The organism is Leptospiraceae bacterium (genome assembly GCA_016708435.1).
Lineage (GTDB): Bacteria > Spirochaetota > Leptospiria > Leptospirales > Leptospiraceae > UBA2033.
Genome location: JADJFV010000033.1, coordinates 159,398 through 176,711, shown reverse-complemented (window position 1 = coordinate 176,711; position 17,314 = coordinate 159,398). Strand labels below are relative to the sequence as shown.

The 17,314-nt window shown below is 35.7% G+C and carries 14 protein-coding genes; 4 read left to right on the top strand and 10 right to left on the bottom strand.

All coding sequences use genetic code 11. The features are described 5' to 3' along the window. Positions 1-18: 18 nt before the first annotated feature. Complete coding sequence (locus IPH52_21580; protein MBK7057591.1) at positions 19-2,547, bottom strand: SpoIIE family protein phosphatase; 2,529 nt, start codon at positions 2,545-2,547, stop codon at positions 19-21. A 365-nt stretch (positions 2,548-2,912) separates the two neighbouring features. Between IPH52_21580 and IPH52_21575 the strand changes: the two genes are divergently transcribed. Beyond that, positions 2,913-4,742: a phosphoenolpyruvate carboxykinase (GTP) gene (locus tag IPH52_21575; GenBank protein ID MBK7057590.1), complete on the top strand. Its 1,830-nt coding sequence runs from the start codon at positions 2,913-2,915 to the stop codon at positions 4,740-4,742. A gap of 92 nt (positions 4,743-4,834) precedes the next feature. On the opposite strand, the gene IPH52_21570 is transcribed toward IPH52_21575, so the two are convergent. Beyond that, the gene (locus tag IPH52_21570; protein MBK7057589.1) at positions 4,835-5,971 is read right to left on the bottom strand and encodes a FecR domain-containing protein; all 1,137 of its coding nucleotides are present in this window, start codon (positions 5,969-5,971) and stop codon (positions 4,835-4,837) included. A gap of 201 nt (positions 5,972-6,172) precedes the next feature. Here IPH52_21570 and IPH52_21565 point away from each other — a divergent pair, with 201 nt between their 5' ends. Together IPH52_21565 and IPH52_21560 are read left to right on the top strand one after the other, a co-directional pair. Further along, positions 6,173-7,384, top strand: a complete 1,212-nt coding sequence (locus IPH52_21565) for a hypothetical protein (protein ID MBK7057588.1) — start codon at positions 6,173-6,175, stop codon at positions 7,382-7,384. A gap of 15 nt (positions 7,385-7,399) precedes the next feature. Next, on the top strand, positions 7,400-10,438 hold the full coding sequence (locus IPH52_21560; protein MBK7057587.1) for an Ig-like domain-containing protein: 3,039 nt from the start codon (positions 7,400-7,402) through the stop codon (positions 10,436-10,438). A 20-nt stretch (positions 10,439-10,458) separates the two neighbouring features. Here the strand turns inward: IPH52_21560 and IPH52_21555 are convergent, their stop codons facing one another. Genes IPH52_21555 through hisE form a run of 5 tightly spaced genes read right to left on the bottom strand, consistent with a single transcriptional unit; the run spans position 10,459 to position 15,029 of the window. After that, positions 10,459-12,021 (bottom strand): aromatic amino acid lyase, encoded by a 1,563-nt coding sequence (locus tag IPH52_21555; GenBank protein MBK7057586.1) that lies wholly within the window; start codon positions 12,019-12,021, stop codon positions 10,459-10,461. Continuing rightward, a complete protein-coding gene (locus tag IPH52_21550; GenBank protein ID MBK7057585.1) occupies positions 12,008-12,151 on the bottom strand; it encodes a hypothetical protein in 144 nt (47 codons plus the stop codon). The genes IPH52_21555 and IPH52_21550 overlap by 14 nt, the downstream gene beginning before the upstream one ends. Before the next feature lie 14 nt (positions 12,152-12,165). Continuing rightward, entirely contained in the window at positions 12,166-13,308 is a 1,143-nt protein-coding gene (locus tag IPH52_21545; GenBank protein ID MBK7057584.1) for a DUF1574 family protein, read from the bottom strand. A gap of 2 nt (positions 13,309-13,310) precedes the next feature. After that, positions 13,311-14,738: an MBOAT family protein gene (locus IPH52_21540; protein ID MBK7057583.1), complete on the bottom strand. Its 1,428-nt coding sequence runs from the start codon at positions 14,736-14,738 to the stop codon at positions 13,311-13,313. 9 nt (positions 14,739-14,747) lie between these two features. Continuing rightward, positions 14,748-15,029, bottom strand: coding sequence for a phosphoribosyl-ATP diphosphatase (gene hisE, locus IPH52_21535; protein MBK7057582.1), 282 nt, complete (start codon positions 15,027-15,029; stop codon positions 14,748-14,750). A 119-nt stretch (positions 15,030-15,148) separates the two neighbouring features. Between hisE and IPH52_21530 the strand changes: the two genes are divergently transcribed. Beyond that, positions 15,149-15,964 (top strand): thioredoxin family protein, encoded by an 816-nt coding sequence (locus tag IPH52_21530; GenBank protein ID MBK7057581.1) that lies wholly within the window; start codon positions 15,149-15,151, stop codon positions 15,962-15,964. Here the strand turns inward: IPH52_21530 and IPH52_21525 are convergent. From IPH52_21525 to IPH52_21515, 3 genes are read right to left on the bottom strand one after another with little or no spacing between them, the layout of a single operon-like run. Then, on the bottom strand, positions 15,961-16,380 hold the full coding sequence (locus IPH52_21525) for a hypothetical protein (protein ID MBK7057580.1): 420 nt from the start codon (positions 16,378-16,380) through the stop codon (positions 15,961-15,963). The two genes, IPH52_21530 and IPH52_21525, sit on opposite strands and share 4 nt — an antisense overlap. A 3-nt stretch (positions 16,381-16,383) precedes the next feature. Then, positions 16,384-16,752 (bottom strand): photoactive yellow protein, encoded by a 369-nt coding sequence (locus IPH52_21520; GenBank protein ID MBK7057579.1) that lies wholly within the window; start codon positions 16,750-16,752, stop codon positions 16,384-16,386. A 27-nt stretch (positions 16,753-16,779) separates the two neighbouring features. Further along, a complete protein-coding gene (locus IPH52_21515; GenBank protein ID MBK7057578.1) occupies positions 16,780-17,190 on the bottom strand; it encodes a hypothetical protein in 411 nt (136 codons plus the stop codon). Positions 17,191-17,314 lie beyond the last annotated feature (124 nt).

The following is a 17,314-nucleotide window of genomic DNA, read 5'->3' as shown; positions in this document are numbered from 1 at the left end:
AACAATTACGTCAAGCTGTTAATAGCCTTTTGCTTTTAAGATTCTATCCAATTTGACTGCGTTTTCAAAGAAGGAAATGGAATCAATGGCAAGATTTAACGACTCTCTCGATTTTAAATAGTCTCCTTTAATTCTATAATTATCTGCTAGATTGATAATATTGGAAATTTTCTTTGGATTCATTTCCAATAATTTTTCAGCAAAGCTAGTCGATAAATCATATTCTCTCATATGTTTATAGCATAGAGAAAGATTAAAGATTGTATCCAAATCGTTAGGCGAAAGAGCCAATATTTTCTCCATATAGAAACTGGCTTCCCTATACTCTTTTTGTTCATAGTATAAATTGGAAAGTATTTCTAATGCAGATAAATCTTCCGGCTTTTGATTCAAATGTTCCAATAATTTAGAAATACCTTCTAATACTGAACCTGAATTGATAAGATTTTTAGCTTCCCCGATAAGTTCGGATGTAGCAGATTGCTCTTCTTCCTTGTCATGAAATTCAATTCGAATAAGCGACAAATCATCTGTAACCTTTCCAAGACTATGAATGATTTCTACAAGCTTGGTAATCTCTCCGGCGGAGCTTTCTACTGCACGAAGAAATTTTGTCTCGTCTTCATTCATATCCCGCCCACCGTTTAGAGAAATATCCAAATCATCTCTTCCGTCAGAGCCCGCAAAGAAAATATCTCCGTTGCAAAATTGAAATTCCTGAACTTGAAAAACATTTCCTTCTATGATTGTTCCTAGCTTTCTAAGATTTAATCCTGATTCAATGAAATCAGCTTTTCCGTCTCGGTAAATTACTCCCCAGGGATGCTCTGCATTAAAATACCACATCTGACCTGTCTTCTCATTAATGACTCCACAGGCACAGGACATGAGCATAGATCCATCAAAGGTTTTAAATACGCTATCTAGTTCGAGATAAGTTTCCGTTATCCAATCTTTAGGGGAAATCTTTTGAATCTTGTTATTTCTAGCTGATCGCGCCAAAATACTATTAACCACAGTTCCCGCTACAATCGCTCCACCAGCTCCCTGCATGGATTTGCCCATCGCATCTCCGTTAAAGAAGAACACATATCTATCCTTTCCATCGCCAAATCGTAAGTTACCACTAATGCAAATATCTCCACCTAGTTCTGAATTGCGGTTTTTAAACTGAAATCTTTTCTTCTGCTCTACATAGAATTCAGTCTTTACATTCTTCGATTTATTATAATTAGTTCCAAGTGGTCTTTCAATGAGAGAAGTTAAGTAATAATCTCCGTCTTGCTGAATGTTTAATGCTTTAATCACATCCATCTTTTCCATTACTTCTTTTGTTCTCTCTACGACTTTTTGTTCGAGAGTTTCATTTAGTTCATCTGTTTGATTATACACATCAACAAATTTATTTCCAAGTAAGAACATGATACTTCCCATAAATAAAGGAATCCCAGGACCAACCCAAAAACTAGAATTCCATTTGAATACTACATTGAATATATCATGAAATGCAATGGTAAAAATAATTACCAAACTAGCGAGCATAGTCTTTGCTTCCATGTTTTTGTATTTTATATAATTGTATACAGGGACAAACAGAATGTATACCAGAAATGGCATTATGAATAACATAATTATGCCGCGAGTCTTATACATAAAATTATAACTAGGTGCACCAATTGTTATAAGCAGAGGTATTACCAGAAGAATCATAAAAAGAATGGAAAACCACTTCCGGTCGTTACGCTTTAAAAAAATTGATATAAATCTATATAGTGCATAGGCAGAAACAAACATAGAAGTGAAAATGAATTTTTGAAAATAGAAATAATTGACATCTAAAAATGATCCCAATATCCAACTTACAAAATTCAATCCATACAAAGAATAGGAAAAGCAAAATATCGCATAATATAGATTTTCCTTGTCTTGTTTGCGTTTCCAATAAATTAATAAATGGTATAGAGCAATTACAATAAATAAAACCGTGACTATTCCATTCAAATAGCTCTCATAAAACATTTTTGAAAAAATAACAGCGTCTATTTCCTCTCTATTTCCAATTTCGATGTAAGCAGGAATTGCTCCTTCTGAATCAACATAGACTTTGAGGAGTATTTCATTTTTCCCCTCAAGAAGATGTTCTTTTGCAACAGGATAATGCCGATATAGATTCCAAAAATTCCACTGCTCTTTAGTTTTTCGAATTGTTCTTCCAAGAAAGAATCGATTTATATACGTTTCTTCTGCGCTTATAATTTTTCCAAGTGAAATCGCGACTGGTTCATTCGTAGAATTGAAATTAAACGATCCTTTTACCCATAAAAAGCCTTTTTCATTCGGAACTAACGTTGCGAGGCCATTAATTTGTGATTCTTCAAGAGGCTTAAACTCCTTATCCGCAAGAAAGCTTAAAGGCTCATATTGCTCGGACTCGGCATATTCCCATGCAATTGGAATTTGAAGAATGGAATTGGTAGCCTGTTTGCAAGCTGTGTTCGAAAAAAAAAATAAGCCGATGAATAGTAGGGTAAAACGAGAAAGGTTCATGCTTAGGAATTATTATAATATCTTTACAGTAGTCAATCACGAATCGCTTTTTTTAGGCAGGATTCCAAGATTTACAGGATTATACCTAAAACATCTTTCGCTTACGGACGGGATGACCAATCAACAGGATTTGGTTGCAATTTTTTAAAAAAATTCTCTTTATTTTTCTTCGCTCTGGGTGATAAATTCTTCTAAGACTACTGCTGTAGCTTAGAAAACTTTTGTTTTTTTTACAGAAAGGCACTTAGCCTTTACGAAGCCTAATTCTTATGATAAATCTCAGTTAAATAGTAAAAAAAAGTTCTTTGAAAATAGGAAGGACTTATCAAATTGTATATAAAAGTAAACACGAGGAGAATTTATACATGGAAATACCATCTTATGTAAAGAATAAAATGTTAATCGACTGGGTTAAGGAAACAGCAGAGCTTTGTAAGCCTGATAAAATTTATTGGTGTGACGGATCAGAAGAAGAATACGATAAACTTTGCCAAAACCTCGTTGATGCTGGGGTATTTAAAAAACTAAATCCTGCCAAAAAACCAAATTCCTACATTGCATTCTCAGATCCTACTGACGTTGCACGCGTAGAAGACAGAACTTATATTTGCTCACGAAGAAAAGAAGATGCAGGTCCTACAAATAATTGGGTTCATCCAGATGAAATCAAAAAGACAATGACCAAACTCTATGAAGGGTCTATGAAAGGAAGAACCATGTATGTGATTCCGTTCAGCATGGGTCCACTTGGTTCGGATATTGCGCATATCGGTGTAGAATTATCTGATTCTGCTTATGTTGCCGTGAACATGAAAATCATGACCCGTATGGGAAAAAAAGTCCTAGACATTCTAGGTGACAAGCCATTCGTAAAAGCTCTTCACTCTGTTGGGGCACCACTCGAACCAGGACAAAAAGACTCTACTTGGCCTTGTAACAAAGAAAAATACATTACTCATTTCCCAGAAGAAAAAATGATTTGGTCTTATGGTTCTGGATACGGTGGAAACGCTCTTCTGGGTAAGAAGTGTTTTGCGCTCCGTATTGCTTCTACAATGGCACGCGACGAAGGTTGGTTAGCAGAGCATATGCTTATCCTTGGTGTTGAAAATCCACAAGGGGTTAAAACATACGTAACCGCAGCTTTCCCAAGTGCATGTGGTAAAACAAACTTTGCAATGCTTATTCCTCCAAAAGAAATGGAAGGTTGGAAAGTAACAACAGTTGGAGATGATATTGCTTGGATTAAACCAAAAGAAGATGGACATCTCTATGCAATCAATCCAGAAGCAGGCTTATTTGGTGTAGCCCCTGGAACTAACGTAGAAACCAATCCAAACGCAATGGCTGCATTAGCTAAAAATACAATTTTTACAAACGTAGCTCTCACTCCAGACGGAGATGTATGGTGGGAAGGAATGACTCCTGAAGCACCAGCAGGCTTAATTGACTGGACAGGTAAACCTTTTGACCCTGCAAGTGGAAAACCTTCCGCTCATCCAAATGCGCGATTTACCGCTCCACTTAGCCAATGCCCTTCTGTAGACCCTGAATATGAAAATCCAAAAGGTGTTCCTATCAGTGCAATCATATTTGGTGGTAGAAGAAGTAGCCTTGTTCCTGTCGTATACCAAGCGTTCAATTGGAACTTCGGTGTTTATTCTGCTGCAACTATGGGATCTGAAACAACTGCTGCGGCAGTAGGTGCTGTTGGAAACGTTAGACGCGATCCATTTGCTATGTTACCATTCATTGGTTATCATGCGGCTGATTACTTTACACATTGGTTAAACTTTGGTCGTAAACTTCCAAACCCACCTCGTATCTTCGGAGTAAACTTCTTCCGTAAGAACGATAAAGGAAAATTTGCATGGCCTGGTTTTGGGCAAAACATGCGTATCCTCAAATGGGTTGTTGAACGTTCTCAAGGTAAAATCTCTGCTATCGAATCTCCGCTTGGTTGGGTTCCACGCCATGAAGATATTGATTGGAGAGGAATGGAATTTACTAAAGAACAATTCAATGAAGTGATTTCAATTGACCGAGAAGGTTGGAAAAGTGAATTGCTGTTACACGAAGAACTCTTCACAAAACTCTATGATAAGATTCCAAAAGAATTTATCTGGATTCGTGAGCTATTACTCTCCGGTCTATGGAGATCTCCTGAGAAATGGGAATTAGCTTCTGAGAGATAAATCTTTATTAGACGACAGGTCTCAGACCTGCCTTATAATAAAAAAGCCCGATGTAAAAGTCGGGCTTTTTTTTGTGACTACCTAACTTTATTTTATTCGTTAGGCTCTACATTTTCGACATCATTTTTTAGAATCTCGATTAGACCATATGATGTTTGTATTTTAATTTTCACGGCATCCTGAGATGCGGTTACTCCAATTATCCGCCTTCCATCTTTCATTATATAAATTTCTGATTCTTTACCGATGATCTGTTCGATTCGTTTCATTACTAATTTTTCGTTTAATTTGGTTCTTTGTTTTATTGCATCTTGAATCATATTTGGATCTTTGAGTTTTTCTCTTTCGGCAAATAGCAATTCTTCGCATTCTCTGAGTTTCTCTTCTACCATTTTTGAATCAGCTTTTTGACTTGGGGCTTGGATGAATTTGTTGTCTAATTTAGAAAGCTTTTCCTTAACAACATTAGGGTCAAATTTCTTGTCAATATCACCCACGTTATTTGGAGTCAAATTTGCAATTAGATCAACTGTGCCTGTCTCTTTTAAAAAACTCTTTATCGTCTCTGAATTTACCTCCGAGCTTGAACCTGTCTCGATTACAATTTCCTTTGCGTTAAGAGTGCCCAAGATGTTTTTTAAAGTCTCACTTTTTTGAATGAGATCATCGGTAATATTTTCTATTTGAGGAAGTTTTAGTTTCACTGCAACTTTTCCTTCTAATACTGTAGTCTTAGTTGTTCCATTTTTTTTTACATCCACTTCAAACTTTGTTCCACGAACGGCAATGACTACAGTGGGTGTGATGCTACTAAACCCTTCATTTTGTCCTAATTTTTTTACATGAATTAAGGATCCACCAACCTCAGTTAGTATATTTACTTCTTTGCTGTCGTTTAGGACTTTTCCTGTCAATTTAAGACTGGACTCTGGGCGCAAACGAATGATAGTTTCAGATTCTATTCCCATGATTTGCAAATCGCAAAGAGATTTTATTCCTGTTTGAATTGTATCTAGGTTTTTAATCCTGTCTGCTCCCTTTAGTGGTTTACCATTATTAGTCACATCTCCAACAGACAAAAGCACTATCGCTTCTGGGTGAAATTCTTCTAGTATAGATTTCTCTGATTTCTCTTTGCAAGAAAGCAGAATAACGCTCAGGATTAATACTTTGGAAAGTGGAACGAATGTTTTTTGTAGGCAGAGATTTTTTTTAAAAAGGTTTATCATATTTGCAGTATCCTGTTGTTTTTTCGAATTCCAAGATTCCTCTTTATAAATTTTGAGTAAATGCTTTTTTTCTTTTCCTTTCTATAAGTTTCTTGAATCTGGGTAAAAATCACGTTAGGTATAAAAGCCTATCCGAGAAGAAGTTATGCTCTTAGAGAAATAGCCTAACGTCTTCTCAGACACGCTCTAATTAATTTCCGTATGAAAACACTGAAAGATATTTGTTCTTATAAAATATTTCGTTTGGCGACTCTTCTTTTTTCTTTTTGTGGTTACTCTATATTTGCCGACACTTTAGCCCTAAAGAATGGACAGGTCATTGAAAATGTGAAAGTAAGTATTGTAGCTGGTTTTTTTGATATAGCTTATGAAGATGGGGCAAGAAAGAAAATTGCAAAAAAGTTTGTTAAGTCTCTAAAGTTTAAAATTGTCCAGTGGAAGGATGTGTTATCCAATCAAGATAATTATGAATTGGAGAGATTGCGAATCGCTGAATTTTTATTACAAAATTCCAATTGGCAACCTAAAGAAGCCGAGAAACCACAGATAATGATTTTAAAATTTAAAGCAGGAAAGGGTATAACATCAGCAAAAGCGGAATCTCTTTCTAATCTGATTCGAACGAAGATAATCAATACCGGCCTATTTGTAGTTCCTGACAGGCTATCCGTGGAAAAAGAATTAGAAAAAAATAAATGCAACACAGTTTCTTGTTCTAGTCAAATTGCCGCACAGTTAAAAGTAAACAAGCTGTTATCCGGTGAGATTAGTTTTGCGGCTAATAAGTATTATATCGTCGGAGAGGTCATTGACATCGCGAAAAAGAAAGTGGATTTTTCTGAAACGATTATTATTTCTGGGGAAGAAAAAGAGGAAGATCGTGTTGAAAATTTTTCACGTAAAATCGCAGGTGGGACATTAGAACAATGGGAACATCCCATTCAAAATCCGCAAGCAGGAAGTCCGCCAATTACACCTTATGTGTGGAGGTCGATTCTTTTTCCTGGGTGGGGTCAATTTGAAAAAGAACATTACGTAAGAGCCTTTATATATCCAATTCTTTTGATTGCCGCAGGGATACAATACCAGTCGGCTCTAGGACAATATCAGAACAACAAAAGGAACTATGATGCGTTAGTTCAATTGTCTTTTTTAGATCAGTCTCGTTCTTACAGTCCCTACTACCTCTACTTTTCAGAGATTCAAAAAAATGTAATGAATGAAGACATTGAAAAAGTAAATCGAATAGCAGCATTTCTTGCAGGTGTTTATATATTGAACTTAATCGATGTTATCTTCACTCCTATACCGATGGAGTTAAAGAATATTTCCGTTCAATATAATCAAGAAATTTTTCGTGATTCAACTCAACTCGGTAAAGTTTACGGGATTTCGTATACAAGTAGTTTTTAAAAAAGGAGAAAAAGTATGAAGCAACCAATCGTGCAAAAAAAGAACTATCCGCTAGGTTTAGAAATTTTTCATAAGATAAGGAATTTAGTAAGTATACTAATTTTTATTGCGATTGTTATTTTTACGAACTCTTCTTGTATTTCAAAAGTAAAGGATTCTTCGCCACTCTATGCGTATATGACTAAACTATTAACGGCTGATACAACACCGCCAACCGTTTCTTTTACATCGCCCAATCCTATTGATGATGAATTTGAGTTAAACAGGAGCATAACGATATTATTCTCAAAAACAGTTACAGCATATACTAGTCAACCTCTTTTAGTAACTCTGGATGGAATAGTAGTAGAAGGCAAAACGGAATTTATAAACAACAGTCTTATATTTACACCAAATTCTGATCTTGTGGCTAATAAGAAGTATCTGGTCAATGTATCCGGCGTGCAGGATACATCAGGGAATAAACTAAAAAACAACTATGAGTTTAATTTCACTACAGGAACTTTGCGCGATGTAAGTCCTATAGCGATTAACGCTATTACACCGATTGATGAATCGTCTAGTATAGATATTAATGCTAAAATTTCTATTGAATTTAGCGAGGCATTAGATCCTCGTTCCTTAAAAGAGGAAAATTTTATTCTAAAAGAAAACGGTGCTGCTATAGGTTTTGATCTGTCTCTTACTTCCGAAAATATTCTTCAACTCAAACCCAAAAAAGATTTGGCTAATTATACTTACTACAATTTGACAGTCAATGCAAATGTAAAGGATACGGCTCAGCTTTCAATGGGAAAAGACTTCTCTATTACCTTTATGACTTCTAACAAAAAAGATACAGTTCTGCCAGAGGTTACTCAGCATTTTCCCTTAGAAACCAAAACATCTCCATCGATGCGAAGTTTCGGGTTTGGAGTAAGAGATAGTAGAGTTGGCGACACCATTCACTCTTCTCAATTTGTAAGTATCGACTTTTCGGAACCAGTAAATAAAATTCTGCCGGACGCAAATATTATAGTAACTTTGCAGGATACCGGATTGCAAGTTCCTGTAGGAATTCGTCGTGGACTCTCATCGGTTATAATTTTTTCACTGACGGGCAGATGGGAGGAAGGCAAAAAATACAAAGTGAAAATAGGCTCAGACGTTTCTGACCTAGCAGAAAATTCTCTTTCAAAAGGAGATTTTGAACTTTCTTTTTCTGTTGCCGGATCCGAAATACCACCACCGCCACCGCCAAATCTTATTACGAAAGAGCCTTCTAATAATGAGCAAAACGTTGGTCTTAAAGTAAAAGTAAAGCTCATTTTTTCAGAACCAATTTTTCGCCCAAGTGTTACGATCAATACGATATACGTTACAGATAATGCAGGAAATACAATACCTGGAACATATTCTGTTGAAAATAACAAAGTTGTCGTTTTTACGCCGGACACTTTGTTAAAACCTAAAACAAAATATACCGCTACTGTAAAAATAAACGTTAGGGGAAATAGCAATAAAAAACTAGACCAAGAATATATTTTTTCTTTTACAACAGAGGAATTAGTATCACCTTCATCCCTTGCTTATAATAGTTCGTTTTATCCTTTGAATAAGCAAGTCTCGACAGCTCCTATGCGTCCTTCGTATTCTGGGTTTATTTCTTCTTGTTCTGTATCTCCTGAATTGCCTGTTGGACTATATTTGCTTTCTAATTGTACAATTTATGGAACTCCTCAGAAAGTCCAAAACACAACTCAATATACAATCACAGGAACTAATGCGGGCGGCTCTACCAATACAAAAATAAGTATCGCTGTTTTAGAAGCTGGGCAGTTACCGCTCTATGTTGGTTACGCAAACACAGTGTATGCCTTTGTAAAGGATGTGCCAATCTCTTCTATTAACCCTTCCGTAATTGGAGATATTTCATCCTGTTCGATTTCTCCTTCTCTTCCTTCTGGTTTGTCATTCAGTAATCTGTGCGTAATTAGCGGTTCACCTACTGTATTAAAGGATAAGATGGATTATACGGTCACAGCAAAAAATGCAACCCAAATCGCAACAGCTTTAATCAGCATAATCGTTAGTAACCTCACTCCTTCCAATGCGACAACAAGAGTAGTGAATGCATCTATTGTCAATGCAACGATTTGGGAAGGCATTGGAAATGCAACGGTTACTATCAGTTTGTCGGCAAGTCCAGCAAGTATCATCGCTGTTGATTATACTACTTCCAATGGCACAGCAGTTGCAGGAACAGATTATACAGCAACGAGTGGCACTCTGTATTTTAGATCGGGCGAGACAAGTAAAACAGTTAACATACCAATTACAAATGATACTACGTATGAAGCAGTCGATGAAACTTTTACATTTCAGATCACACAAGTTTTAGGAGACAACGCCACACTTGGAACGTCTTCTCTTGCACTGACTATTAGCGATTTATCTATTTCCAATGGACTAGTTGCCTATCATCCATTTTCCGGAAATGCGAATGACACTGTAACATCAAATTCTTCCACTTTTTACGGAGCAGGGGGAACTCAAAATTTGCCTCAGCTTGTAACGGATAGAAAAGGCAATGCTAACAGCGCATATAATTTTGATGGAACGGATGATTATATTCTGGCTGGTTCCAACGTGGGGATTACAGGAAGTAACCCTAGAACTATTAGTGCGTGGGTAAAACATCCAGCCTCACCTTCTAATACAATTCAGCATTTAGTGAATTGGGGTAGCCTTGTCGGATCACAGGCTTATGGCGTATTCTCAAACTCAGTCATAATGTTTTATGGACATTTTGCTGATCTGAATACTGGACAGGCACTTACCACGAATTGGGATCACTGGGTTTTTGTTTATAATTCTACTACTGTTTTTACTTATAAAAATGGAGTCTTTGTGAATCAGGGAAATTTTACTCTTACAACCGGCGATTCTCCTTTATATTTTGGGCGACGAATGGACAACATATACTACTATCAAGGAAGCCTAGATGACGTTCGGGTGTATAACCGTGCAATGGACGCTGATGAGGTTAGGGCACTATATGAAATTGAGAAATAGTCTATTTCGAAAGTGACTACTTACAATCTATTTAACTTCATCGCCTGACTCAAAGACTGAATTTCTTTCGATAGACTTCTATCTTTACCAAGAAAGGGTGAAATCACTCTTATCCGCTTGACAAGCTCAATAGAGTTCTTACTAAAACCAGCATTTGGAGAAAAACCATTCTCTAATTCAAATGCCTGTGCCATTACAAGTGCTTCTATTGCAAGAATATCAAATACTCTGTCTAGGCATTCTGATGTTTTAAGAGCTGCAATCGTTCCCATACTGACTACGTCTTGGTTATTTGCGTTAGTCGATATAGATTGAATGGAAGATGGAATAGCATTGCTTCTTATCCAAGCAAGAATTGCTGTCGCCGTGACTTGTGCACCCATAAATCCACTTTGTAGTCCGTTTCTATCTCCCTGTAAAAAAGGAGGCAAACCGTTGTTTAACTTTGGATCAGTAATACGGGCAATTTTTCTTTCTGAATGGATAGCAAGATTCGTAATCGCATTATAGAGATTATCCGCAGCAAGCGCAATTGAATGACCTTGAAAATTTCCACCGTGTAGAACTGTCTCTTCCGGCAGAGCAAAAATGGGATTATCCGTTACTGAGTTTAATTCCACTTCCACTGTATCATTGTGAAAGTGAATCACATCAGCCACTGCTCCTAAGATTTGTGGAATACATCGAATGGAATAAGCATCTTGCAGGAGTTCATTTTCATAAGAAATGCTTGTAGTAAGACTCAGTTCTCTTTTCTTTTTGAACCGAGAACTGCCTTTTGCTTTTTCCTGAAAAATCTTTAGGACTTGTTTCATACCAGCATGAGGCTTAACCTCTCCAATCAAAGGATGAAAGGCTTCTTCCTTCGCCTCCATGATTTCTGCATAAAGCACAGAAAGAGAAACTGCAAAGTCAAGTGCTCTCTCCGACAAATATCCATTAACCGCAGAAATTCCTGTCATCACGGAAGTTCCATTTACTAAGGCTAAGCCTTCTTTAGGACCTAAGTCGAGTGGTTTAATTTTCATTTTTTGGATTATATTCTTGGCAGACTTTTTCTTTCCTAGGTAAATTACGTCAGACTCACCCATGAGTGCTAAAGTCATGTGAGCTAATGGCGTTAAGTCTCCACTCGCCCCTACCGTTCCTAGTTTTGGAATTATAGGTATAATTTCTAAATTATAAAAAACAATGAGCGTTTCTAAGGAAATGAGGCTAATCGCCGAATACCCCTTAGATAAACAAATGATTCTAGCTAGCATCAAAGCTTTTACATAGAGTTCAGAGAAAGGCTCCCCTACTCCAGTCGCTAGATGATAAATTAAGTTTCGTTGTAATTCTTTTGCATTAGCTAGAGGTATATGAGTAGTAGCCAATGGACCGTAGCCAGTATTAATTCCATAAAGTAAAACCTTCCGCTTCAAAAGAGAAGCAAGAAACTTTTCCGAAACACTCACTCTCTTCTTACAATCCTTGCCAATTTGAACCTTTACTTTATAGTCTAATATTTCCCCAAACTCTTTTAGAGAGATAGTTTTATTTTGAATTAGAAATCGCGCTTTTGGAATTCTATTTTTTATCATTCTTTAAAAGATAAGGATACTCTTCTACTAAGTATGGATTCGAAAAGCTTGATTGGTGTGCTTTGTCGAACCACACCATGACAGCACTAATCACTTTAATTAGAGCAAATAAACAAAATCTGATCTCCATGGTTACCTTTCGATTCATTTGTGTTCATCCGTGTTCATCCGTGGTATTCTTTCCCGCCCCTCTAAAACAATTTTCTCTACCACTTCCGGAAAACAAGATTTAGACAAATGGCTAGTATCCGCAAAGTAATCGCATTCCAAATAACCGGGCTCTTCAAAATCATAAAAAGGAATGGACGCTTCCTTCGCTAATCGCTTCACTTCTAAGAGCCATTCTGCCTCTCCTTTTGTATATTTCTTGGTAGAAGATTTCAGTTCTTCATGCGTGCGGGGACGATACAAAACAAGATTGATGTTCTTTTCCTTTGCTTCCCGTAAAACTTTCTTAAATAAATTGCTAGATGTTAAATCCATTTGAAAATTTTGAAAGAAAGACTGAATTACCCACTCGGTGTATTTGCGGTTAATCTCTATTTGCTCTGGAGACTCTTGGTGTTCTTTAATTCCATGCATCCAACCTGAATTTTTATTTTCTTTCATCTCCATGAGTTTCTTTGCATTGATTACAAAATCTAAAGTCGCATTTACATCTTGGTCAGAATTTCCACCGGAACGAATTAAGCTCTTCCAGCTAATATTGGATTTATTCAAGACGAAAAACAATGTCGAAAGATATTCAATTTTATCCTTGTTGGATAACTCTTCGTAAACCTCAGAAAATTCTTCCAATGTAAAATCATAAATATCCTTCTTCTCTCTAAATACATTATTCTTATTAAAAGATATGTAATTGATTTCCAACACTAGCATTTTAGGGCGAGGATGCTTTTTTAGAAAATGAGAATAGATCTGGTAGATGTGAATAAACGGGGCTGCCCGCACTGTCCAGGAGGTAACAGGGATTTGCTCTAGTGCTTGTTTATTTTTAATGTAAGGATTTTTATCAAATAGAGTCTTATTCAGATTAGCATATTCCACACTGCGAGAAGTTCCCATAAATAGAATGGTTTCTCTTTGTATTTCCTCGACAGTCTTACCAAGAACCTTCTGGTTTTTATCAATATGCTCTAAATACAACTTATCTAAAAGCGTATCTAGAACTTCATAAGAGTTCACATGATTTTGCACCACGAATTTACGAACTTGCGGAATTATAAAAATTTTATCAAAGCAAAAAAGTAGAATGAGTAACAGAATTGGAAAGTATTTTAATTTCATAGTTAAAATTGGAAGTAAAAGAATTGAACTTGTCTGTTCGACAGGGCAGTCATCATAAATAAGAAAACGATGGAACTTAGGACTATAGCGGTTACCGGTCGTTTAACTCTTAATACAAGTAGAGAGGGGTTGTATTCAAATACATGTAAAATGAAGAAAAGAACACATAAATATCCAAACTCTTCATATAGGATTTTTTCTCCCATTGCCATTGTTGCTGTCCTTTGTATCATTAAGCCTAAATCACTGAGTTTTGCTACTCGAAACATATCTGCAATTAAAAACCAGAATATTCCCAACGTAAGGAAACGGACTGCAATGGCTGACTTTGTTTTACTTTCACGCCAAAAATAAAATCGATTTAAAATATTTCTTTCGAACATCAAAGAAAAACCAATTACAATTCCCCAAACCACATAATTCCAATTAGCCCCATGCCAGATTCCGGCAATAAACATCGTGATCAAATTATTCAAATCAGTTCTGAGACTTGATCCACGACTCCCACCAAGCGGAAAATAGATATAATCCCTTAAAAAACTAGAAAGAGTAATATGCCATCTTGTCCACATTTCTTTAAAACTCTGAGAAAAGAAAGGTCCTACGAAGTTCTTTGGTAATTCAAAACCCAGAAGTTTGCCGCAGCCACGAGCAATATCGCTGTAGCCGGAAAAATCTCCCCAGAGTTGAAAAAAGAATCCCACAAGGGCGCATAAGATTGCTTTGCCGGAATAAGCAGAAGGATTTGCATAGACAGGATCTAAAAGTCTAGCTATAGAATCAGCTAATACAACTTTTTTGAGAAGTCCAAATCCAATGAGTCCAATTCCCTGCACAATCTGTTCATCCGAAAGAGTTCTCTTCGTATTGAGTTGCGGCATAAATTCATTAGCCCGTAAAATAGGTCCTGCTAATTGTTGTGGAAAGAATAGTATAAAAATACTGAAATCTAAGTAAGAAGTTTTCTCAGTAACAGTCCCACGGTAGTAGTCTACTAAATAAGCAATGATTTGGAATGTATAAAAGCTAATTGCTATGGGAAGGATAATATGTATTTTCCCCATTGTAGTTGCTTTCAAGTTTGGTTCGCCAATGATCATTCCAAGAATTTCAGCTAGAAAATAAAAATATTTAAAGTAAGCAATGTTTAAAATATTTAGCACGATCGCAATCGTAAGCGGAATTCTTTTTTCCGATTGACTCGCCAAATTTTCCATCCATTTTAAGAAAAGAAAATTGATAGTTATAACAGTTAAAAAGTGAATTAAAAATCTTGGAATTATAGAATCAAAACTTATATAGTCCCAACTTCCATAAAATAGAATAGAACTGAAAAATAAGATTGGCTTTCGAAACTTTTCGGATGTATTATGATAAAGTAGATAAACGATTACAAAAAAAATCAAAAATAAAAACGAATTGAAGAGCATACTTTTAATTTACCGCCCATGTCGTTTTTTTAATTCATCTTCAATCTTTGACAAAGGAATATTTTTCTCGACTAATAATACTTGTAAATGAAAAAACAAATCAGCGACTTCATGAACTAGTTCAGGCTCATCTGTATTCTTAGCTGCAATGATGACTTCGCCAGCCTCTTCTCCTACCTTCTTTAAGATTCGATCAATTCCTTTTTTAAACAGTTCGGCTGTGTAAGATTTTTCTGGTAATTCTCTTTTTCTTTGTTTTAATAATTCTTCTAATTCTTCTAAAAATTTCATTGGATTGTAAAGATTCCTTTTTCTGTAGTAATTTCGGTTTGAACAAAAACTTTTTTTCTGTTTCTTTTTAAAATCAAATCTCTATTGTAGTAGTTGCTACTTACAAAGAGGTATTATCCATGATTCGAATTATCCCTATTTTTCTCACTCTATTTTTTACCTTTCCGATGCTCGCCGAAACAAAATGGTTAACCTCGCTCGACAAGGCTCTTCTAAAAGCGCAAGAGGAAAATAAGCCAGTCATCATTGATTTATACACAGACTGGTGCCTTTATTGCAAAGACCTCGAAAATAAAATTTTCCCTGCAAAAGATGTCGCACTAGAACTAGAAAAATTTGTTGCTGTTCGAATCAACGGCGATGAATCGAGAGACATTGTTGCTAAGTATTCCGTTCGTGGATATCCAACCATATTACTGCTTGATAAAAATGGAAACTTCATAGATAAAATTACAGGTCTACCGAATAACGAGCTATTAATCACAAAATTACAAGAAGCATATATCAAAAAAGATATCGAAGCAGGTCTTATCTCGGAGCAAAAAGAATCTCCTGATGGCATTCTTCCTAATTATAATCTAGGACTTTTCTATTATCGAAATGGAAATTTTAAGAACTCATCAGAATACTTTTTGAAATCTTACAATTCCAATGGAAAAGAAAACCAGGACAAAAAACCAGAAGCATTATTTCTACTTGGACTCATTCAAATACAAGAAAAGAAATTTCCAGAAGCAATTTCTATTTGGAATAGTTATTTAGAAAAATATCCTGAAAATAAAAAAGGATCTGTTCTTTATTGTAGAGGCATATCTTATTTTTTCTCTGGGAAAAAAGTAGAGGCTAAGGAAGATTTACTCAAAGCCAAAGAATTATCTACTAGTAAAGATCAGTTGGAGAAAATTAATCTTTTCCTATCGGAATTAGAAATTTAAATATCTCCATATTGCACCTTAACCATTATAGCATTCATCTTTTCTAGTTCTGCCTCTGGAATGAAAGCTTCTAATTCTCCAATCATTCCAGAAATAAAACCAGACTGCATAACACTGACTATATCCGCTGTGCCATTCATAACCATATTGTAGTTATTAATCATATTATGCCTAATCCATTCCGATCTAAGCTCAAACCAAAAATTACGAATTGCAGAATTGATCTCTTCAATATCGGAGTCTTTGTGAATGGAAATAATCGCGCCTAACGCACGATTCTTCAACTTAGTATTGTATTTTATTTGAAGAATCTGCTTTTCGGTTAATTCGTTATTACCCTCAATCAAGTTAGCAACTACGGATGGATCCCTATATCGATCATATAGGGTTTTTAGCTTTCCAATTTCTTCTTGCAATGATTACTTCTTTTTTACAAAAATCCAATTAGTAGATGTAGCTTGGTCCCGATAGAGTTGAATCATAACATTCGTAGGTTTCATTTTGTAGGTAAACACATAATTAAACGATGAGTCTAAATGTCCACTTGTCACACCATCTTTAAATTTTCCAAAGAAAAGACGATTGTTTGTGCAGATCGCTACTTGTGTAAAAAAGTTTTTCCCCTCTGCACTTGCAACTGGAACCCCTGCAAGATCTGACTCATACTTATTATAAAGTAAAATTTGACCTTGGTCATCTACTTTCACAATACCGAAGTTAGCATTATCTGCTTGATCCCGAGACAGGTGTCCCAAATTGTATAAAATTCCTTTTGCAAAATCTTCCATTCTAATTCTTACTCCTTAATTAATTTTCTAATTATTATCTCTTTCTTGATACAAAGACTTCAACTGTTCTTCCATTCCTTTCGCAAGCTTTACTAAATCAGAAATCGAATGCACGCCTTCGAAGGAGAGAATCGCTTCTTCCTTTTCTTGGTATAAATCCTCTACTTGATCTTCTAAAGATTGGATGTAAGCGGCTAATTGCTTTATGTCACTAGTCTTTTTTAGAAAGGGCTCTATGTCTTCATACACAGATTCTAATTGCTCTGTAACATTCTGAGAATAACTGACAAGAGATTGAACATCTGAGGTTCCAGGAACACTAGAAGAAATATATTCATTCATCCAATAAACAGGAGAATTTTGAGCCTTTAATTTTTCTAGCTTCATTCGTTCGGAAATGGGATAATGAGTTTCAAGTTCTTTATTTGTATATAGCATAGCAATACGTTTGTAAGGAAGATACATATTTAAGCAAGTAAATTTCCTATTTTTATAAGAACCGAGCAAATAAAATTTTCTTTATTTTTTTTACCTCCGGTAACCAAACCACCCACAGAGAATG